Genomic DNA, 19,639 nt, shown 5'->3' with positions numbered 1-19,639 from the left:
ATCGAGCCATGTCAATCGTGGCCCGGCGTTTTTCGCATCCCCCCGGCATGATGCGAGCCATGATCAGCCGGGTGGCTGGTGGCCGTCCGCGGAGTCGGCGCCGGGCCGCTCGAAGAGCCGGTCCGCGCGGCGTTCGAGGCGCTCGCGCAAGGCCGTGAAATGGTCGGAGCGCTCGAAGGTGTCGCCGTCTTCGACCTTCTTGGCCATCAGATCCTCGAGTTTCTCCGAGGCCGCCTTCTGCTCGGCCACGATCTTGCGGACCACCTCGGCCAGTTCCTTCTCGGTCATCTCGGCGGCGCCGTCGGCCACCGGGCTGCCCACGAGCTCGGTCAGGATGGCCGTCCACTGCTTGCTGAGCGTCTCGGCGTACTCGGCGCGCCGCATTTGCACGTCGTGCTCGCAATCGAGCTTGATGAGCTGCTCCCAATACGGCTGCACGGCCTGCTTGACCTGCTCGTCCAGCTCGACCCAGGCATAGGGCTGGCAGGTCAGATCGGCGCCTCGCCAATGCAGCTTCCACGGGCCGTTCTCGCGCAGGTCCTCCTGCAGCGCGAGCTCCAATTCCCGGGCGCGATGCGGCGGATACTGACGGGCATGCTGGGCGGCGAGCGCCTTGAGGCGGCGCGTCGCGTACGGCATCAGCCCCTCGATGGAACTGTTCAGCTCGTCCTGGTAGAGGCCATCGGAGCCCCAGATGAACGTGGCGTGCACCAGGAAAGTGAAGATGTAGCCGCTGGCCGGCACCACCATGGGTCGCTGCGGGCTCCGCCGCCCGCTCAGCCGGCCAGGCGGTGGTGGTGGCGGGGGCGGGGGCGGCGGGGCGGGCGACACCGGCTCGGGCTCCGGGGGACTGAACAGGGCGAGAAACGCGCGCCACGTGCGGCCCAGCCAGGCGCTGAAGCGCAGCCATCTGCTCACCGACGGGCTCACCGGACCGGTTTGCACGTTCACGATGCCCGCCTCCCTTCTTCTCGGGTCCAGGTTGGCAATTCGTGGTCGTGGCCGAACGCCTTCGTGAGGTAGAAATCGACCCGCCGGCGCCTCGCCGGGGTCGCGCCGATGGCATGGAGAACCCGGAGCACATGCACGCGGAACTCGGCATTGCCATCCGCGTGGCGTATCCAGCGGGCCAGCGCCTGCGCGGCGGCCACTTCGGTTTCCGGCTCGAGCAACGCCACCAGCCACAGCCGGCCGAAACTCGGCAGGTCGAGCCGCCCCTCGGCCAGCCGGACGAGAAGCTCCGGTCGGCCGTCCGAGGCGTTCGCCTCACTTCTCGTCGCCAGGATCAGCAGCGCTCGGGCGGCATGGATCTGCAGTGGCGCGTTGCTGGCCCAGACGTCCATCTCGGCGAGAATCCAGCCGGCCCGCTCGGGCCGGTAAAGCTGGGCCACCGCGGTCGCCACCAGGTAGCGCCGCATCTGCAGCCTCTCCCGGGCGATCCGGGCGAGGTCGAGCATGCTCCACGCGAGCACGGGCTGTTCCATGCCGCTCAGATACACGCGAGCGGCCGTGTCCTGCCGGAAGGCGTTCCGGCCGGACGACCATTTGCTGAGCCGTTCCCGCACCCGGGGCCCGATGCCGGCGGCCATGTCGGAATATGCCATCGTCCATGCGGCCGCCTGCCGGACGTCGGCCCGTCGGTCTCCGGCCCACACGTCGACAAGATCTTGATAGACCCGGTCGAAGTCGTGCTGAACGAGCAGCCCGGCGGTTTCGGCGGCGGCCCGTCGCATCACCACATCGCCGTCCCTGACCAGGCGGTCGAGCCAATTCAGCAGGGACTTGCGAGTGCCGTCGAACTCGTGCCAGGCGACGTCGATGATCGCTCCACGCAGACCCTCGTCGCGCAGCCACGCGGTTCGCGAAGCGCCCAGCGTGGCTCCGCTCGCCTCGCGTCCCGCCTCCCAGTCCTGCCGCAGGCTGTCGCCGAGCAGCGTCGGGACCGGGTGCTGCAGTGCCATGCTTCCCCAGTCCGGGCGCAGCGCCGCGCTGTCGATCTCGCGCAGCAGCCAGGCCGCGGCCTCGAAGACGTAATGCAGCGGCCGGCGATGAAACACCGCGTACGACAGGCGGAAGGCTCGTTCGTGCTGGCTGTTCCGCCGGCTCCGCCCCGGCGGACCACCGGCGTCGGGAAGCAGAATGGTGAACGCCCGGGCGCGGAGTTTCGATCGGGTGCGATCGAGGATGCCGCGCAGGGTCTCCGTGGTCGCCGGATGCTCCTTCGCTATCGCGCGGGCCAGAGCGACGCTCGTTTTCGGGCTCGAAGCCATGCCGAGTGCCGGTTCGACGTTCGTCCGATAGCGATTGCGGTCTTCCGGACCCAGGTCCGGCAGCAGCGAATCCAAGTGTTTCCAGAAGACGGTGACCGGGTGCGGCGGGCGATGCTGGATCTCGGCCCCGCTCAGCTCCCGCCGGCGCGACTCCTCGTCCTTGATCAGTAGCAGCGTGGCCGACCGGCGCCGGAGCAGAGGCCCGAGGATCCGCATGGTGTCGACGGGGCTGTCGCCCGCCAGCCGCATCAGGAAGCCGCTCTTCTCGGGCAGCCGCTCCGGCTTGTGGACGAGTACCTCCGGTGACACACCGGTGGGCAGCGCGATTTCATAGACGTGGCCGCCCTGGTAACGGCGCGCCAGCGCGGCGCGCGCCGTGCTGTGCCGACCCGAGTTGCGCGGACCGATCAGGCCGGCCGTGGATCTTCGGTCCAGCACGTCGTCGAGCTGGTCGTCGACCTCGGTCGCGGCGTAGACATCGAGCAGCATCTCCAGGTCGGGAAGCTCCTCGATGACCGGGTCGACGGGTCGCTCGCCGAAATAGTTGTGCATCGCGTTGTTGCTGCCGAACTGTGCCGGTCCGCGTGCGGTTATGTCGGTGAAGAGGTCGCCGAACATCTCGCGGCCGACACGCGGATCGACACGCAGTAGATCCGCGTCGATCGGACGTTCCTCGTCATCCTCGCGATCCTCCTCGCCAGACGCGGATGCGGGCGTGGCTGCGGACGCGGCAGTTGGCTGGGCGGCGGGCGCGGCAGTTGGCTGGGCGGCGGGCGATTGCTGAGAAGCGGGGGCCTCGGCCGGGGAAGAGGTGGCCGGCTCCCGCCGATCGGCGTCGCCGGGCCGCGGCGCTTCCTCCGTGGCGTTCTCCGGCGGATCGTCGCGCGGCTCTTCCGGTCTCGCGTCATCCATCGGAGTTCCGCATCGTGTTGTGGTTTCCGAACTGGGCCGGGCCGATCGTGGTGATATCGCTGAAGACCTGTCCGGCCGCGGGCGACGGGGTGTCCGCGCGGCGGGGTGTGGCCGCCGCGGCGTTCTCGCCCGGCACGTGGATCCACGCGGTGGCGCTGAACCCCTTGTCCGGGATCTCGGCGCGGATCTCCGCGAACTGGTCCGGACGCAGGTCGCGGTAGTGCTCGATGACCTCGTGGAAGACCGAGTCGGAGACGATCAGCGCCACGTTCGCGTCGGGGAAGGCGCGCAGCGCCTGCTTCAGTTGCGGGGAGTCGGCCAGCCGGCAGACGTGGACGACCGCCTCGCTGGGGAATCCGTTGGCGCCGTCCAGGTGGACCAGACCCTGATGGACGGCGAGACGGAGCCGGACCTTCGCCTCGGGCGCCAGGCCCTGGTTCACCTCTCGCAACAGCCGGTCGGCCACCGGCGCCAGCCTCGCGGCGACGGTCCGTTCGCTGGTCCGGGGCGGCAGGATCGCCAGCTCGCCGTCGCCGCCCTGCTGGATGAGCCAGTCGACCCGATCCAGGCCCACGGCGGTGGTGGCGTCGTCCATGACCCGCCGGAAGGCCACCTGAGCGCGGTGTTGCAGCACGTTGTTGCGCTTGCTGTAGCTCTCCATGTCCGCGGCGACGAGGACTCGGCGGTGCGGATCCTGAATTTCGGGCACGTGCGCTCACCCCTCGGGGGACGGTTCGGTGTGTGCCCTCCTCTCTACCGATCCCGCGGCCGGAACGATTACATATATCTATGGGATGTCCGGATGGCGACTGGCTGCCCGGCACCCTGCTCAGCCGGCTCGATGCCGCCGCCCGCCGGGAGCTTCGCCGGCTGGGGACCGCGCGGGGCGCCCCCGCGTCCAGCGTGATCCTGCGCGAAGGCCGCCGGGACTCGCATGTCATTCTGCTCGGCGACGGCCTGGCCAAGGTCACCGTGGCCATGACCGACGGCCGGCACGCGCTGCTCGACGTGCGGGTCTCGGGTGACGTCGTCGGTGAGATCTCGGCGTTGAACGGGACACCCCGGTCGGCCACCGTCACGACGTGTCGCACCTCGACGATCCGGGTCATCGACCGCGACGACTTCCGCGCCTTCCTGCGCGATCATCCGGACGCGGCGATGGCGATGGCCGGCATCGTCGCGGATCGGCTGCGGATGGCGAACCGGCGCCGGGTCGATTTCGCGTCGTACCCGGTTCGGGTGCGGCTGGCCCGTGTGCTGTGGGAGATCGCGGCGGCATACGGTCGCCGGGACCGCGACGGCATCGTGGTGGACCTTCGGCTGACCCAGTCGGAGCTCGCGACCATGTGCGGCGCCGCGGAGATCACGCTGCAGAAGGCGATCCGCGATCTGCGCGACTCCGGCATCGTCACGACGGGATACCGCCAGATCGTCGTCCGGGATGTGGCGGCGCTCCGGCTCTCCGCCGATGTCGCCAGGAGCGATGACTGAACGCGACCGGGCGCCCGGCCGAGGCCGGGCGCCCGGTTGTGACGCCATGCGGGTCAGCGGGCGAGAGCGTTGCCCTGCTTGTCCTTGAAGCTGCCGACCGCGATCATGATGAAGTCGATCAGGGTCCAGATGCCGAAGCCGCCGAAGGTGATCAGCATGAGGATGCCGGTGCCGATCTTGCCGACGTAGAAGCGGTGGATGCCGAGGACGCCGACGAAGAAGCAGAGCAGCAGGGCGGCGAGCCAGGACTTCGTGCCGGTGGCGGCGGTCTGGGTGGCGGTCATTTTGGAGAGTTCTCCTCTGATGGTTAGAGATCCGTAAAAGCCGAAGCACGATAGCGGTACGCGGCCCCCGGAAGCAAGATCCATCTCCGTCGACGGACCGCCCTTGCCGTGACGCAGGTCACTCCTCTACGGTCACGCCAGGCAGCACCGCATGCCCGCTTCGCACTCGACCGCCGACCCTCGAACAAGGGCTCCGACCATGATCGAGCATTTGCACGCCGTCCTGCGGATGCACCAGATCGGCATCGTCAATCTCCGGCAACCGCGCCGGCTGCTGCGCGCGGCCGTCCACAACGCCCGGCTCGGACCGCAGGCCGCCCTGATCAGGAAGGCGGCCGCCGAGCATCCGGACGCCCCGGCGGTGACCGACGAACGCGGCACCCTGACCTATCGGGAGCTCGACGAACAGTCCAACGCCCTGGCGCACGCGCTGACGGAGCTCGGCCTGCCGGATCGGTCGGTGGTCGGGGTTCTGGCCCGCGACCACCGCGGCCTGTTGCTGGCGATCAGCGGCACCGCCCGCGCCGCGCTGCGCCTGGCCCTGATGAACACCGGCCTGGCGAAGCAGCAGCTCGCCGAGGTCGTAGCGCGGGAGAAGGTCCGGGTGGTGTTGTACGACAGCGAGTTCGCCGAGCTGACCGACGGCCTGCCGGACGACATCCCCCGCTTTCTCACCTGGGGCTCGTCCCCGGGCACGTCCATCGACGAGCTGATCGCCGCGCACCCGGTCACGCCGCTGCCGCTGCCGGAGCGGCCCGGCGGTTTCATCATCCTCACCAGCGGCACCACCGGGTTGCCCAAGGGCGCGCCACGCACGAAGGTGTCGCCGCTGGCCAGCGCCCTGATCGCGGACCGGGTCCCGTTCCCCCGGCAGGGCGCCGCGGTGTTCGCGTCGCCGCTGTTCCACAGCACCGGCTTCGGCGCCTGGACCGTGGGCCTGTCGCTGGCCAACCACGCCGTGCTGCTACGCCGGTTCGACGCGGAGAGCATCCTCCGGGCGATCGCCGAGCACCGGGCCCAGATGCTGGTCGCGGTGCCGACGATGCTCACTCGGATCCTTGCCCTCGGCCCCGAGGTGATCGGCAGGTACGACACGTCGTCGCTGACCACCGTCTTCGTCGCCGGGTCGGCCCTGGCGCCCGAGCTGACCAGCCGGTTCCACGACGTGTTCGGGGAGGTGATCTACAACGTGTACGGCTCCACCGAGGTCGCCGTCGCGTCGGTGGCGCAGCCGGCCGAGGCGCGCCGCGCGCCCGGGACGGTCGGCAAGCCGCCGGTCACCGTGCACGTCGCCCTCTACGACGCGAACGACCGCCGGATCACCGCGGCCGGCGTGCACGGGCGCGTCTTCGTGCGGACCGGCATCCCGTTCGAGGGTTACACCGACGGACAGCACAAGCAGGTCATCGACGGCTACATGGCCACCGGCGACCAGGGCCACTTCGACGCGGAGGGCCTGCTGTTCATCGACGGCCGCGACGACGACATGGTCATCTCCGGCGGGGAGAACGTCTACCCCGTGGAGGTGGAGAACCTGCTCGCCGCGCGCGACGACGTGGTCGAGGCCGCGGTGATCGGCGTGGACGACCCGGAGTTCGGCCAGCGGCTGCGGGCGTTCGTCGTGCCCACCGGCTCGTCCGATCGGGATCCTCAGGCGATCAAGGATTTCGTGCGGGCGAACCTCGCCCGTTACCAGGTGCCCCGCGAGGTCGTGTTCCTGGACGCGCTGCCCCGCAACGCCACCGGCAAGGTGGTGCGCCGCGAGCTGCCCACCGGCACGATCGAGGTGGGCTGATCATCACCCCGGTTCGGACTCGTGCCCGGCCGGGTGGCTGCGCAACAGGCCGTCGTAGGCTCGCTCGGCGGTGATGTCGCCCGTGACGACGCGGTGAATCGTACGCGTGATGGGCATCGCCAGACCGTGCCGGTCGGCCAGCCGGACCGCCGCGTGCACGGTCTTGACGCCCTCGGCGACCTGCCCCATCTCGGCGAGGATCTCGTCCAGGCTCCGCCCGCGGCCGAGCTGCTCGCCGACGTGCCGGTTGCGGCTGTGCGGGCTGATGCAGGTCGCCACCAGATCGCCCATCCCGGCCAGCCCGGCGAGCGTGCTCGGCTCGCCGCCCATCGCGACCGCCAGCGTGGTCAGCTCGGCCAGCCCGCGGGAGATCACCCCGGCCCGGGTGTTGTCACCGACGCCGAGGCCCTGGGCGATGCCGGTGGCGATCGCCACGACGTTCTTCAGCGCGCCACCGACCTCGCAGCCGATCACATCGTGGTTGGTGTACACGCGCAGCAGGCCGCGGCGGAACACTCGCTGGATCTCGGCGGCGACGGTGAGGTCCTCCGTCGCGATCACGGTGGCCGCCGCCATACCCGCCATGATCTCCTTGGCCAGGTTGGGACCGGTGAGCGCGGCCGCCGGATGTCCCGGCAGCACCGCCTTGATCACTTCGGTCATCCGCAGCAGCGAGTCCCGCTCCAGGCCCTTGCTGAGGCTGACCACGGGGATCCACGGGTGCAGATCCGGCCGGACGTTCTCGAGAGTGGCGCGGAACGCCCCGGTCGGCACCCCGACGACGAGCAACTCCGCGTGGGCGGCCGCCTCGGCGAGATCGGCGGTGGCGCGGAGCCGGGCCGGCAGCGGGAAGCCCGCGAGATAACGCTCGTTGGTGTGCTTGGCGTTGATCTCGTCCGCGGTGGCCTCGTTCCGCGCCCAGATCAGCGATTCGTGATCGCGGCGGGTGAGCACGGACGCGACCGTCGTACCCCACGAGCCCGCACCCAGGACGGTGATCCGCATGGTTCCCCTTCCTCGGCGCGCGCCTCGCCGGCCACCCCGGATTTCGAGTCGAGAATACGGTGGCGCGGCTCGTCGTGGGCAGCGGTCCGGCCGGATCTGCCCGATCCCGCCGGTCGCCGCCGGGGAACCCATCGGCCCGGCCGGCCGCCTCGAGTGATGAGTTGTCGCGCCCGCGCCCGTCATACCTGCGAACGGACACGACGACGCGGAAGGATGACGCGATGAATGCCGACACGCGGCCGGAAGCCGGCGATCCGGAGTTCTCGGGGCTGGCCGAGCGGCACCGGCGGGAGCTGCACGTGCACTGCTACCGGATGCTCGGGTCGTTCGAGGACGCCGAGGACACCGTGCAGGAGACGTTCCTGCGCGCCTGGCGCCGGCGGGAGACCTTCGCGGGGCGGTCGACGTTCCGGGCCTGGCTGTACCGGATCGCCACCAACGCCTGCCTGGACCTGCTCGCCAAGCGCCGCCCGGAGCCGGCGACCGGCGGCGAGGTGCTGTGGTTGCAGCCCTACCCGGACCGGTTGCTCGACGAGCTGCCCGCGGGTGATGCGGACGGGCCCGAGACGGCCGCCGTGGCCCGGGAGACGATCGAGCTGGCGTACCTGGTCGCGCTCCAGCATCTCGCGCCGCGCCCGCGGGCGGCGCTGATCCTGCGCGACGTGCTCGGCTGGCCGGCGAAGGAGGTCGCGGAGCTGCTCGGCGACTCGGTCAACTCGGTGAACAGCGCGTTGCAGCGGGCCCGGGCCGGCATGCGGGAGCACCTGCCCGCCGAACGGCAGGACTGGACCGGCGGGGAGGAGGACGCCGGAACGCGGGAGCTGGTACGCCGCTTCACCGACGCCAGCGTGGCCCCGGACGTCCCGGCCCTCGCCGCGATGCTGCGCGACGACGTCCTCTTCTCGATGCCTCCGACGCCCGGCCGGTACGTCGGCCGCGACGCGGTCGTGCACAACTGGATCGAGGACGGCTACCCGGACCTGAAGGGCCTGCGCGCGGTGCCCACCTGCGCGAACCGGCAGCCCGCCGTCGCCTACTACCTCTGGCAGGAGGGGGAGGGCGCGTACCGGCCGCTGACGATCGACGTCCTGCGCATCACCGGCGGAGCGATCACCGAGATCTTCACGTTCCACGACGACCAGTTCCCGCGGTTCGGGCTCCCGGAGCGCCTGCCGGCCGACGGCACCGAATAAGTCCCGGCACGGACCCGCAAGCCCACCGCCGAACGATGGAGAACCGTCATGAACAGTACGGCCCGGACCGGCCGCACCCACCTGTTCCGCGGGCTCGCCGGCATCGGCCTGGTTGCCACGCTCGCGGCAATGGCCGCCACCACCCTCGCCGCCGCGCTGGCCAAGGCCGCCGGCGTCGACTTCGAGCTGCCCGACGGCGGCGAGGCGATCCCGCTGCCCGGTTTCGCCGTGATGACCGGCCTCTTCTCGCTGGCCGGCGTCGTCATCGCCGGCGCTCTCCTGCGGTGGAGCGCTCAGCCCGCGAAGCGATTCGTCCAGACGGCAGTGCCGCTGACCGCGATCTCGCTGGTCGCGCCGTTCCTCTCCGGGGGAAACGCCGCCACCGTCGCCGCCCTCGTCGCGTTGCACCTCGTCGCGGCGGCGGTGATGATCCCCGCCCTGGCGCGCAGCCTGCGCACCCGTTCCGGGTCGACGCGAGCCACGACCCCGGCCGCCGGGCCGGCCTCTGCCACCGGCCGGCGCTGATAGCGTCGCGACTATGAAGGTGGCAGTGGTCGGTGGTGGGGTCGTCGGCCTGTCCGCGACGGTCGCGTTGCTCCGGCGCGGAGCCGACGTCCGGTGTTATGAGTCCGGCGAGCCGATGGGCGAGCGCTCCGCCGGCGACACCCGGATCTTCCGTCTGGCGCACGCCTACCCCGACATGGTGGCCCTGGCCGAGCGATCCCGGGCGCTGTTCGCCGAGTGGAGCGAGCGGGCCGGGACCGCGCTGGTCGACGAAGTCGGCACCGTGGTCAGCGGCGCCGAGGCAGAGAAGTGGGCCGACGCGATGGCCGCGGCGGGCGCGGCCCACGACGTGACGGATCCGGGATCGCCGCTGCTGCGCCTGCCGGCTCGCGCCTTCGCCGGCCCGGCCCTGGTCGACCCGGCCGGCGGTGTCATCCGGGTAGACCGGATCCGCGAATTCCTGACCGGGGCCGTCGGCAACCACCTTCGCCGGGCGCGCGTCGATGCCGTCGAGGAGACCCCGGCAGGGGTACGGGTAACCGCCGGCTCCGCCTCGGAGACCTTCGACGCGGCCGTGATCTGCGCAGGCGCCGGCACCTCCGCGCTGGCCGCCGGCGTCGGCATCGAGACGCCGTCCACGTTGGAGCACCATCTGCGGGTCAGCTTCCCGATCCGCGCCGAGGCGCCGGCGCCATTGCAGTGCTGGATCACGCAGCCGGCCGGCGACGTGCTGGGGACGTACCAGCATGCGGCCGCGCCGGGCCGGTGGGCGGTCGGCGGCCAAGTCGATCCGGCGCTGGTGAGCTGGGCGGGCGGACGGCAGCCGGCGGAACAGGCGTCGCTCGAGGCGGTGACCGCCTTTGTCGCCGAGCACTTGCCGTTCGTCGAGCCGCGCCCGGTGGGCCGACTGTATTGCGCGCACAATCCGGATCTCGGCGACGGCCTGCAGTTCGTACGCCGCGGCCGGGTGCTCGTCACGTACGGGGAGAACCTGATGAAGTTCGCCCCGCTGCTGGGCGAGACGCTGGCCCAGGCCGGCATCGACGGTTCCACACCGGACGACGCCGGGCCCCTAGCCTGAGGACATGTCGAAGTCCACCGCGGCCGAAGCGGAGCACGGGTTGCAGGCTCATCTGTTCCTGGGCGAGCCGCCCGGGGAAATGCTGGCGGCGGGACGCGCGGTTTATGCGGCGGCCTTCGGCCGGCCGCCCTACCACGAGGGACCGGAACAGGCCGACGGCTTCGTCGCCCGGGTGCGGCGGTACGCCTCGGAGCGTGACGGCGTACGCGTGGTGATCGTGACGGACGACGCGGGCCCGATCGGCCTCGGCCTGGCTTTGCTCGCCCGCCCCGGCGACTGGTGGCGCGACCGGGCCGCCGAGGCGGTCGGCGACGATCGGGCGGACCGCTGGATGGGCGACCTCTGCCTCGAGGTCGTGCATTTGGCGGTCCACCCGCGGGCGCAGGGCCGCGGATTCGGCAAGCTGGCCCACGACCTGCTGATCGCCGGTTCCCCCGCCGCGACCGCGATCCTGGCCTGCAACTCGCTGGCCGAGCCCGCCTGCCACCTGTACGCCAGGCGCGGCTGGACCGCCGTGGCCGAGCGCTTCTCGGCCGGCGGCGGTCCCGGCGACTCGCTGCTGATGGCTCGCGACATCTGACCGAGCCGCCGGGCTGCCGAGGAGCTCAGCCGTCCGCCGGTGCGGACGGCAGCTTGTCGCGGATGAGGTCCATCACCGTGGAGTCGGTCAGCGTGGTGACGTCGCCGAGCTTGCGATTCTCGGCGACGTCGCGCAGCAGCCGGCGCATGATCTTGCCGGAGCGGGTCTTCGGCAACTCGGGGACGACCAGGATCTGCCGCGGCTTGGCGATCGCCCCGATCTCCTTGGCCACGTGGTCGCGCAACGTGCCGGCGAGGTTGTCGGCCGGCTCGGTGGTGCGCAGGATGACGAACGCGACGATGGCCTGGCCGGTCGTCGGGTCGGTGGCGCCGACCACCGCCGCTTCGGCCACCGTGGGGTGGGAGACCAGCGCCGATTCCACCTCGGTGGTGGAGATCCGGTGCCCCGAGACGTTCATGACGTCGTCGACCCGGCCGAGCAGCCACAGGTCCCCGTCCTCGTCCTTCTTCGCCCCGTCGCCGGCGAAGTAGAAACCCTGCGCCGCGAAGCGCGCCCAGTACGTCTCCTGGAACCTCTCCGGGTCGCCCCAGATCCCCCTGGTCATCGCCGGCCACGGCTCGGTCAGCACGAGCATCCCGCCGCCGCCGTTCGGCACCGGCACGCCGTCCTGATCGACCACGTCGGCCCCGACGCCGGGCAGCGCGGTCATGGCCGAGCCGGGTTTCGTCGCGGTCACCCCGGGCAGCGGGCTGATCATGATGGCGCCGGTCTCGGTCTGCCACCAGGTGTCCACCACCGGGCAACGATCGCCGCCGATCACCGACCGGTACCACATCCACGCCTCCGGGTTGATCGGTTCGCCGACCGAACCGAGCAGGCGCAACGACGACAGGTCATGCGCGGCCGGGATCTCCGGGCCCCACTTCATGAAGGTGCGGATCGTGGTCGGCGCGGTGTAGAGGATGGTCATCCGGTACCGCTCGATCATCTCCCACCAGCGGTGCTCGCTCGGCGTGTTCGGCGTCCCCTCGTACAGGAAAGAGGTTGTCCGGTTGGCCAGCGGCCCGTAGACGATGTAGCTGTGCCCGGTGATCCAGCCGATGTCCGCGCCGCACCAGTAGAGGTCCTCGTCCGGCTTGACGTCGAAGACCGCGTGATGGGTGTACGCCACCTGGGTCAGGTAGCCCCCGCTGGTGTGCAGGATCCCCTTGGGCTTTCCGGTGGTGCCCGAGGTGTACATGACGAACAGCGGATGTTCCGCGTCGAACGGCTCGGCCGTGTGCTCCGCGGACTGCCGGTCGACCAGCTCGTGCCACCACACGTCCCGGCCCTCGGTCCAGCCGACCTCGTTGCCGCCGCGCCGCACCACCAGCACCGAGCGCACATCGGGGCAGCGCTGCAGCGCCTCGTCCACGGCCGGCTTGAGCGCCGACACGGCGCCGCGACGGTAGCCGCCATCGGCGGTGATCACCACTCGGGCGTCGCAGTCCAGGATCCGGTCGGACAGCGCGGTGGCGGAGAAGCCGCCGAAGACCACGGTGTGCGGGGCGCCCAGCCGGGCACAGGCCAGCATGGCCACGACCGTCTCCGGGATCATCGGCAGATAGATCGCGACCCGGTCACCGGCGCGTACGCCCAGCTCGGCCAGCCCGTTCGCGGCCCGGCAGACCATGTCCTTGAGCTCGGCGTAGGTGATCGTCCGGGTGTCGCCCGGCTCGCCCTCCCACCGGAACGCCACCTGGTCGCCGTGGCCGTCCTCGACGTGCCGGTCGACGCAGTTGTACGCGACGTTCAGCCGGCCGCCCACGAACCAGCGGGCCACCGGCGCGGCCGACCAGTCGAGCACCTCCGACCACGGGGTCGCCCAGGTCAGCCTGCGCGCCTGGGTGGCCCAGAAGGCGAGCCGGTCGGCGGCCGCCTCCTGGTAGGCCGTGGCGGTGACGTTCGCGGCCGCCGCGAACGCTTCGGGCGGCGCGAACCGCCGTTCCTCATGCAGCAGATTGGACAGCGTCTCGCTCATGTCAGACCCGGGGGAACACGGGGAGCACGACGCGCTTGTAGGTCGCGTTGGTCACCGCCGCGAAGGAGGCGTACCACGCGATGATCGCCGTGATGATGCCGAGCCAGCCGCCGACCTTGGTGAAGGACTCGTCGACGAACTCGCCCAGCGTCAGGAACAGGAAGGTCAGGGTCAGCGCGGCGAAGACGGCCAGCACGGCGAGCGACACCCGGGTCGCCGCGACCGTCATGTACGCCGTGAAGATGGTCCAGATCAGCAGGAAGACGCCGATCGCGTTGCTGATGTCACCGGCGTCGGCCTTGAGCCCGCCGACCACGTGGGCCACCAGGAACCAGTACGACAGCCAGAACCCGCCGAACGAGGAGAACGCCAACGCGCCGAAAGTGTTGCCCTTGACGAATTCCCACATGCCGGCCAGCAACTGCGCCACGCCGCCGTAGAACAGGGCCAGGCCCAGCACGACCGCGGTCACCGACTTGGGCAGCAGGCCGGCGTTGACCGTGGACAGGAAGAAGGTCGTGCTGGCGAAACCGGCCAGGCCGAGCGGCCCGGGATCGGCGACGCCCGCGCCGAAGCCGAAGCGGGGGACGTCGAGGGAACGGTCGCCGATGGAGTCGGTTGTAGTCGCCATCGAAGCTCCTCTCATACCGGGATGCGGGGAAGCACCCCCTCGAGCGGGATGTTTCCACCGCTCGCGGCCGGTCCTCGGAAGCGATCGCCGACCGGGCCCGACCGTCGATCTGCGGCCGTGGGGTTGCGCCCGCCGGTCGCCGGAGCGCGATCAGCGGCCACCGGCGACCGGCGCCTCCGGGGTGTGCAGGCGGAGCATGATGCGCCCGGCGCCGTCCGGCACTCGCCCCGCGGAGGCGAGCGACACCACGATCATGACGGCGAACGAGATCGGCACCGTCCACACGGCCGGCTGCCCGAGCACCGCACCCGGCCAGCCCGCCGGATCCCGGCCGGCCAGCGTCGCCAGCGCGGCGAACAGCGACAGCGTGCCGCCCACGGCCATCCCGGCCAGCGCGCCCGCGTCGGTCAGCCGGCTCCACCAGATGCCCAGCACCAGCAACGGGCAGAAGGTGGACGCGGCGACCGTGAAGGCCAGCGCCACGACGACGGCCAGGCCGAGTCGTTCGCTACGCAGGCTCACCACGTACGGGACGGCGAGCGCGACGACGGCGCTGAGCCGGAACGACCGGATCCGCAGCCGCCGCAGCGCCCGGCGCTCGCCCACCAGGCTCTGGCCCAGGACCCCGGCCACCGACACAGCGAGACCGGACACGGTGGACAGGAACGCCGCGAACGCGCCCGCGGTGACCAGCGCGCCCAGCCAGACTCCGGGCATGCCGCCCAGCATCCGGCCCGGCAGTTCCAGCACGGTGGCGTCGGTGTTGCCAGTCAGCAGCAGATCCGGCGCGAACCGGCGGGCCAGCGTGCCGAAGACCGTGGGCAACAGATAGAAGAGCGAGAGCAGAACGATCACCACAAACGTCGTACGCCGGGAATCGCGCCCGTCCGAGTTGGTGTAGAAGCGCACCAGCACGTGCGGCAGCCCCACGGTCCCGAGACAGACGCCGAGGATGAGCGAGAGGCTGGCGTAGAGCGGGTGCGGGATGCCGGAATCGAGCGGCGTCAGCCAGGACGTACGGGTGTTGGCCGGCAGCCGGGCCACGACCGGCACGGCATCGCCGCGGCGCAGCGTCACGGTGGTTCCGGCGCCCAGCCGGTGCGGGCCGGCGGTCAGGTCGACCGGTCCGCCGGCCGGGCGGTCGTCGACCGAGCCGTGCACCGTCAGCCGCTCGTCCACCGGCAGCCGTACCGTCGTGTCCCGGTCGACCGGCACCACCACCCGGGCCTGCGCCACCGGGTAGCGCAGCTCGGCGTTCGTGCGGTGCTGCCACACGCCGATCAGCACCACCGCCGGGATGAGCAGGGCCAGGAATTTGATCCAGAACTGGATCGCCTGCGCGAAGGTGATCGAGCGCATGCCGCCGGCCGTCACCGCGGTCAGCACGACCAGGCACACCACCAGCCCGCCCAGCCATCTCGGCGCGCCGAGCTGGGTGCTCAGCGTGAGGCTCGCGCCGCCCAGCTGCGGCACCATGTACAGCCAGCCGATGATCACCACGAGCACGCCGGCCGCCCGCCGGACGTTCGTGGACTGCAGCCGGATCTGCGCGAAGTCCGGGAGCGTGTAGGCGCCGCTGCGGCGCAGCGGCGCCGCGACGACGGCCAGCAGGATCAGATAACCGGCGGTGTAGCAGACCGGATACCACAAGGCGTCATATCCGTACGCGAGGATCAGGCCGGCGACGCCGAGGAACGACGCGGCGGACAGATACTCCCCGCCGATGGCGGCCGCGTTCCAACGTGGGGTCACGGCCCGCGAGGCGACGTAGAAGTCGCCGGTGGTGCGGGTCCGGCGCAGGCCCAGCGCGCCCGCGCCGATGGTCACCACGCTGACCAGGACGACCGTGGCGAGAGCCGGGCTCATCGGCGGCCGGTCAGCGAGCGGAAGTCGTCCTCGTTGCGCTCCGCCTCCCGGACGGCCAGCCAGGCCAGCGAGATCAGCAGCGGATAGACGGCGACGCCGAGGATCAGCCACGCCACCGGGACGCCGGCGATCCTCGTACGGTCGAAAGCCGGCCACACCGCGCCGAGCACGGCCACCCCGCCGAGCAGCACCGCGGTCGCCGCGACCACCAGGAGCGCGAGCCGGGCCTGCCCACGGATCAGCGACCGGAGGTAGATCTCGTCGACCTCGGTCCCGGCATCCTCGGCGGGCACGGCCGGCGGCAGCGGCCCGCGCGACGCCGCGTCGGTGCGGGGGTGCACCACTCGGACCCGGCGTGGCTCGATCACCGGCGGGCCAGCCGGTCGCGCACCTCGCGATAGTGCCGCCGGCTCACCGTCAACTCGTCGGCGCCCAGGCGCAGCACGGTGTGCCCGTCCACCGAGCGGATCATCTCGTCCACCCGGGCCAGCTGGACCAGGACGCTGCGGTGCACCCGGACGAAGCCGGCCGCCGACCACCGCTCCGCCAGGACGCTGAGGGTGGTCCGGATCAGATGCTGCTCGCCGCCGTCGGTGTGCAGGCGGGCGTAGTCGCCGTGCGCCTCGACGTACCGGACCTGCGAGCGCCGCACGAATCGGGTGACCCCGCCCAGCTCCACCGGAATGACCTCGTCCTCCTCGTCCGGGCCGGTGGGCTCGGCCCGGCCGTCGCGGACCGCGCAGGCCCGGCGCACCGCCTTGCGCAGCCGCTCGGCCCGGATCGGTTTCATCACGTAGTCGGTGGCCTGCAGGCTGAACGCCTCCACCGCGTGGTCGTCGTAGGCGGTGACGAACACGATCGACAGCGGCGTGGTGAACTGGGCGGTCAGCCGGGCCAGCTCGAGCCCGTTCAGCCCGGGCATCCGGATGTCGCAGAACAGCACGTCGAACACCTCGGTGCTGAGCAGCTTCAGGGCGGTGGCGCCGGACGCGGCGGTCCGCACCGAGGCCACCCGCGGGTCGCCCTCGAGCAGGAAGGAGATCTCGTCGCGGGCGTGCGACTCATCGTCGAGCACGAGCGCGCGGATCCCGTCAGCGCGGATCCCGTCAGCGCGGATCCCGTCAGCGCGGATCCCGTCAGCGCGGATCCCGTCAGCGCGGATCCCGTCAGCGCGGATCCCGTCAGCTCCCGGCGGTGATCCCGGGGGCGAACTTCGGGATGCGGAGGGTGACCTTGGTGCCGGCCCCGGGTGCTGTCTCGACCACGAGCCCATGCCTGTCACCAAACACCTGCCGCAGACGAGAGTCAACATTGCTCAGACCCACCGGACGCTCGCCCGCCCGCGGCCCGTCGCCGATCAGCGCATTGCGGATCACCGCCGGGTCGGCGCCGATCCCGTCGTCCTCGACGGTCAGCAGCGCGGTCTCGCCCTCGTCGGCCGCGACGATCGACACGGTGATCGCCTCGCGCCCGCCGTCCATTCCGTGCCGCACCGCGTTCTCCACCAGCGGCTGCAGCACCAGGAACGGCACAGCGGTCGGCAGCACCTCCGGCGCCACCCGAAGCGACACCTTCAGCGCGTCGCCATAGCGCGCCTGCTCCAGGACCAGATATCGCTCGGTGTTGCGCAGTTCGTCGGACAGCGTCGCGAAGTTCCCGCGCTGCCGGAACGCGTACCGGGTGAAGTCGGCGAACTCCAGCACCAGCTCGCGGGCCCGTTCCGGGTCGGTACGGACGAACGTGGCCACCGCGTTGAGCGAGTTGTAGAGGAAATGCGGGCTGATCTGCGCCCGCAGCGCGCGCAGCTCCGCCTCGGCCACCACCCGCTCGTGCAGGTCGGCCGAGCCCAGCTCCAGCTGCTCCCCGATCCAGGAGGCCACCTCCTCGACGGCGCGCAGCAGGATCGCCGAGGGCTGATGGGCGTACGCGATCAGGGCGCCCACCGGGGTGCCGCCGTCGATCAGCGGCGCGACGACGGCCGTCTGCACCGGACAGCCGGCCGGGCAGGCCATGTCGGCGCGGCCGAGCACGACCGTGCGCCCCGCGGCCAGCGCGACGCTGCCGTGCGCGTACGGATCAACGGGGTGCTCATGCCCGTGCCCGTCCATCGCGAGGGCGCTCTCGTGGCCGACGAGCGCCAGCGCGGAGGCGCCGAGCAGCGGCCGCAGATGCTTGATCGCCCGCCCGGCGCCGGCCGCGGTCAGGCCGCCGCGCAGTCCCCGGGCCGCGAGGCTGGCCGTGTGCAGGGTGTCGAAGGTGGCGCGCTCGGCGGCCGTGCCCAGTCCGCCCGGCCGCCGTCGCAGCAGCGTGACCAGGTGGGCAGCGAGAAGCACCGCGCACAGCGTCGCCAGTACCGGGACCACCATGTGTCATGCCTACCACCGGGCGCCGCCCCCGGAACGGCCGACCTACGGCCTGCCATGCCACGTCCTGGACGCCGGATCAGATAATCAGATACGCTGGCGGTATGCGGACGATGACCGCCACCGAGGCATCACGGAACTTCTCCGATCTGCTCGACGCCATCGAGCAAGGCGAGACCGTGACCATCACCCGTGGCAATCACCCGGTGGCCGAGATCGGACCGGCCCGCCGGCGAACCGGTTCGGATCTCCGCGCGGCCCTCGCCGACGTCCCACCACCCGACGACCGATTCGCCGAAGACATCGCGGCGGCGGTGGCCCTGCTGGACCCCGAGCGTGGTGACCCATGGGCCGACGCCTGATCCTCGACACCAACGTCCTGATCGCCTACGAGCGTGGCACGATCGACCGGGCGGCCCTCGACGATGACGAACTCGCCGTCGCCGCGATCACCGTCGCCGAGTATCGAGTCGGGATCGAACTGGCCGACACCGCCGAACGTGCCGCCTCGCGGGCTCGCGCTCTCGCTGCAATCCAAAGCGCGGTCGACGTCCTCGCCTACACCGAGGCAACGGCCGTCCAGCACGCCCGCCTGATCGCCCATGTGCGCAGAACAGGCACCCCACGCGGCGCACACGATCTGATCATCGCCGCCCACGCTGCCGAGACCGGGCGAACGGTGCTGACTCGCGACCTCAAGGCCGGCCTCGCCGGACTTCCCGGGGTGCTCGCCATCGACCGCCCGTAGAAGGCTCTCGTATTTCAGCGGCTCTCGTGTTTCAGCGGCTGAGGAATTCGATGATCGCGGACCGGAAGTCGGGGCTGCTGCCGATGACGTCGTGCCCGCCGGCGACCAGGCGCAGCCGGGCACCCGCGATCGCCTCGGCGAGAACGTGCGGGCGTACCGCGAGCGGGTCGGCGTCGCCGGCGATGACCAGCGTCTCGGCGGTGATGGCGGCGAGGTCGATGCCGTCGCGATGGACCGCCCGGGCCTGCGCGGCCAGCGACGGCAGATCGTCGCCGAGCATTTCGGCGAACGCGCGCATGCCCGCGGCCTCGGGCGGCAGATCGTCCGGCTCCTCCGCCAGGAAGGCCCGGGCCAGCCGGCCGTTCGGCAGCGTACGGGTGTCCACGCCGCCGACCTCGACGATGCCGGCGCCCACGCCACCGACGACGAGCCGGCGGACGGCAGCCGGCGTGGCCGCGGCGAGCAGGGCAATGACGGCGCCCATCGAATAGCCGACGAGGTCGAAGGCGGGCACGTCGAGCACGTTGACGACCGTGAGGAGGTCGGTGGCCATCCGCCGCTCGCCGTAGCGCGCGGCGTCGGGCGACTTCCCGGATCGGCCGTGGCCGCGGGCATCGACGCCGACCACGCGGCGCCCGGCGGCGGTGAGACCGGCGACGGTGCCGGGGTCGAGCCAGTCGACCATGGTGTGCGCGGTGAAGCCATGTTGCAGGACGACCGGGACCGGGTGGGCGTCGGCACCGGCGTCCGGTTCCCAGCAGTGATAGGCGATCGGCGTGCCGTCGTCGACGACGACAGTGGCGGTGCGTGGCGGTTCCATCGCCCGTGAGCATACCGGCTTGTGAACGCTAACAAGATTCGGCTCGAAGTTTCTTGCGATTCGCTTCGGCGGGGCCTATGTTAACGATCACATCGACGTTTACCGATCAATTCGG

Annotated in this window: 20 protein-coding genes; 8 read left to right on the top strand and 12 right to left on the bottom strand. The window is 71.4% G+C overall.

Annotated features, from left to right (window positions below; genetic code table 11):
- Nucleotides 1-63 precede the first annotated feature (63 nt).
- The 3 genes from ACFQS1_RS26550 to ACFQS1_RS26540 are packed head-to-tail and all read right to left on the bottom strand — an operon-like array spanning nucleotide 64 to nucleotide 3,882.
- Nucleotides 64-951 carry a hypothetical protein gene (locus ACFQS1_RS26550; protein WP_378973308.1) on the bottom strand — a complete coding sequence of 296 codons (888 nt, stop codon included), beginning with the start codon at nucleotides 949-951 and terminating at the stop codon, nucleotides 64-66.
- Complete coding sequence (locus tag ACFQS1_RS26545) at nucleotides 948-3,182, bottom strand: hypothetical protein (protein WP_378973306.1); 2,235 nt, start codon at nucleotides 3,180-3,182, stop codon at nucleotides 948-950. The genes ACFQS1_RS26550 and ACFQS1_RS26545 overlap by 4 nt, the downstream gene beginning before the upstream one ends.
- Complete coding sequence (locus ACFQS1_RS26540) at nucleotides 3,175-3,882, bottom strand: hypothetical protein (RefSeq protein ID WP_378973338.1); 708 nt, start codon at nucleotides 3,880-3,882, stop codon at nucleotides 3,175-3,177. The genes ACFQS1_RS26545 and ACFQS1_RS26540 overlap by 8 nt, the downstream gene beginning before the upstream one ends.
- Nucleotides 3,883-3,971: 89 nt before the next feature.
- Here ACFQS1_RS26540 and ACFQS1_RS26535 point away from each other — a divergent pair, with 89 nt between their 5' ends.
- Nucleotides 3,972-4,673, top strand: coding sequence for a Crp/Fnr family transcriptional regulator (locus ACFQS1_RS26535; protein WP_378973304.1), 702 nt, complete (start codon nucleotides 3,972-3,974; stop codon nucleotides 4,671-4,673).
- A gap of 53 nt (nucleotides 4,674-4,726) precedes the next feature.
- Here the strand turns inward: ACFQS1_RS26535 and ACFQS1_RS26530 are convergent, their stop codons facing one another.
- Nucleotides 4,727-4,957, bottom strand: coding sequence for a TM2 domain-containing protein (locus tag ACFQS1_RS26530; RefSeq protein ID WP_378973301.1), 231 nt, complete (start codon nucleotides 4,955-4,957; stop codon nucleotides 4,727-4,729).
- Between the two features lie 199 nt (nucleotides 4,958-5,156).
- Here ACFQS1_RS26530 and ACFQS1_RS26525 point away from each other — a divergent pair, with 199 nt between their 5' ends.
- Nucleotides 5,157-6,752, top strand: coding sequence for an acyl-CoA synthetase (locus ACFQS1_RS26525; RefSeq protein ID WP_378973299.1), 1,596 nt, complete (start codon nucleotides 5,157-5,159; stop codon nucleotides 6,750-6,752).
- Between the two features lie 3 nt (nucleotides 6,753-6,755).
- Here ACFQS1_RS26525 and ACFQS1_RS26520 read toward each other — a convergent pair whose 3' ends face one another.
- Nucleotides 6,756-7,757 carry an NAD(P)H-dependent glycerol-3-phosphate dehydrogenase gene (locus ACFQS1_RS26520; protein ID WP_378973297.1) on the bottom strand — a complete coding sequence of 334 codons (1,002 nt, stop codon included), beginning with the start codon at nucleotides 7,755-7,757 and terminating at the stop codon, nucleotides 6,756-6,758.
- Nucleotides 7,758-7,978: 221 nt separating this feature from the next.
- On the opposite strand from ACFQS1_RS26520, the gene ACFQS1_RS26515 reads away from it, so the two are divergent.
- Genes ACFQS1_RS26515 through ACFQS1_RS26500 form a run of 4 tightly spaced genes read left to right on the top strand, consistent with a single transcriptional unit; the run spans nucleotide 7,979 to nucleotide 11,115 of the window.
- Nucleotides 7,979-8,950 (top strand): RNA polymerase subunit sigma-70, encoded by a 972-nt coding sequence (locus ACFQS1_RS26515; protein ID WP_378973294.1) that lies wholly within the window; start codon nucleotides 7,979-7,981, stop codon nucleotides 8,948-8,950.
- 48 nt (nucleotides 8,951-8,998) lie between these two features.
- Nucleotides 8,999-9,475, top strand: a complete 477-nt coding sequence (locus ACFQS1_RS26510; protein ID WP_378973292.1) for a DUF6069 family protein — start codon at nucleotides 8,999-9,001, stop codon at nucleotides 9,473-9,475.
- 13 nt (nucleotides 9,476-9,488) lie between these two features.
- Entirely contained in the window at nucleotides 9,489-10,535 is a 1,047-nt protein-coding gene (locus ACFQS1_RS26505; RefSeq protein ID WP_378973289.1) for an FAD-dependent oxidoreductase, read from the top strand.
- Between the two features lie 4 nt (nucleotides 10,536-10,539).
- Entirely contained in the window at nucleotides 10,540-11,115 is a 576-nt protein-coding gene (locus tag ACFQS1_RS26500; protein WP_378973287.1) for a GNAT family N-acetyltransferase, read from the top strand.
- A 25-nt stretch (nucleotides 11,116-11,140) separates the two neighbouring features.
- Here the strand turns inward: ACFQS1_RS26500 and acs are convergent, their stop codons facing one another.
- The 6 genes from acs to ACFQS1_RS26470 all read right to left on the bottom strand — a co-directional run bounded on the left by acs (nucleotide 11,141) and on the right by ACFQS1_RS26470 (nucleotide 17,959).
- Entirely contained in the window at nucleotides 11,141-13,096 is a 1,956-nt protein-coding gene (gene acs / locus ACFQS1_RS26495) for an acetate--CoA ligase (RefSeq protein WP_378973285.1), read from the bottom strand.
- 1 nt (nucleotide 13,097) lies between these two features.
- Nucleotides 13,098-13,727, bottom strand: coding sequence for an acetate uptake transporter (locus ACFQS1_RS26490; protein WP_378973282.1), 630 nt, complete (start codon nucleotides 13,725-13,727; stop codon nucleotides 13,098-13,100).
- A 150-nt stretch (nucleotides 13,728-13,877) separates the two neighbouring features.
- Nucleotides 13,878-15,593 (bottom strand): sodium/solute symporter, encoded by a 1,716-nt coding sequence (locus tag ACFQS1_RS26485; protein WP_378973280.1) that lies wholly within the window; start codon nucleotides 15,591-15,593, stop codon nucleotides 13,878-13,880.
- Complete coding sequence (locus tag ACFQS1_RS26480; RefSeq protein WP_378973278.1) at nucleotides 15,590-15,961, bottom strand: DUF485 domain-containing protein; 372 nt, start codon at nucleotides 15,959-15,961, stop codon at nucleotides 15,590-15,592. Before ACFQS1_RS26480 ends, ACFQS1_RS26485 begins: the two co-directional genes overlap by 4 nt.
- On the bottom strand, nucleotides 15,958-16,668 hold the full coding sequence (locus ACFQS1_RS26475) for a LytR/AlgR family response regulator transcription factor (protein ID WP_378973275.1): 711 nt from the start codon (nucleotides 16,666-16,668) through the stop codon (nucleotides 15,958-15,960). The genes ACFQS1_RS26480 and ACFQS1_RS26475 overlap by 4 nt, the downstream gene beginning before the upstream one ends.
- Before the next feature lie 106 nt (nucleotides 16,669-16,774).
- Complete coding sequence (locus ACFQS1_RS26470) at nucleotides 16,775-17,959, bottom strand: sensor histidine kinase (protein WP_378973273.1); 1,185 nt, start codon at nucleotides 17,957-17,959, stop codon at nucleotides 16,775-16,777.
- Nucleotides 17,960-18,060: 101 nt separating this feature from the next.
- On the opposite strand from ACFQS1_RS26470, the gene ACFQS1_RS26465 reads away from it, so the two are divergent.
- Together ACFQS1_RS26465 and ACFQS1_RS26460 are read left to right on the top strand one after the other, a co-directional pair.
- The gene (locus tag ACFQS1_RS26465; protein WP_378973271.1) at nucleotides 18,061-18,318 is read left to right on the top strand and encodes a type II toxin-antitoxin system Phd/YefM family antitoxin; all 258 of its coding nucleotides are present in this window, start codon (nucleotides 18,061-18,063) and stop codon (nucleotides 18,316-18,318) included.
- Entirely contained in the window at nucleotides 18,303-18,704 is a 402-nt protein-coding gene (locus tag ACFQS1_RS26460) for a PIN domain-containing protein (RefSeq protein ID WP_378973269.1), read from the top strand. The genes ACFQS1_RS26465 and ACFQS1_RS26460 overlap by 16 nt, the downstream gene beginning before the upstream one ends.
- Nucleotides 18,705-18,735: 31 nt before the next feature.
- On the opposite strand, the gene ACFQS1_RS26455 is transcribed toward ACFQS1_RS26460, so the two are convergent.
- On the bottom strand, nucleotides 18,736-19,524 hold the full coding sequence (locus ACFQS1_RS26455; protein ID WP_378973267.1) for an alpha/beta fold hydrolase: 789 nt from the start codon (nucleotides 19,522-19,524) through the stop codon (nucleotides 18,736-18,738).
- Nucleotides 19,525-19,639 lie beyond the last annotated feature (115 nt).

Source organism: Paractinoplanes rhizophilus (assembly GCF_042664765.1).
Lineage (GTDB): Bacteria > Actinomycetota > Actinomycetes > Mycobacteriales > Micromonosporaceae > Actinoplanes > Actinoplanes rhizophilus.
The sequence above is the reverse complement of the archived record's forward strand: the minus strand, read 5'-3'. Positions and strand labels throughout refer to the sequence as shown.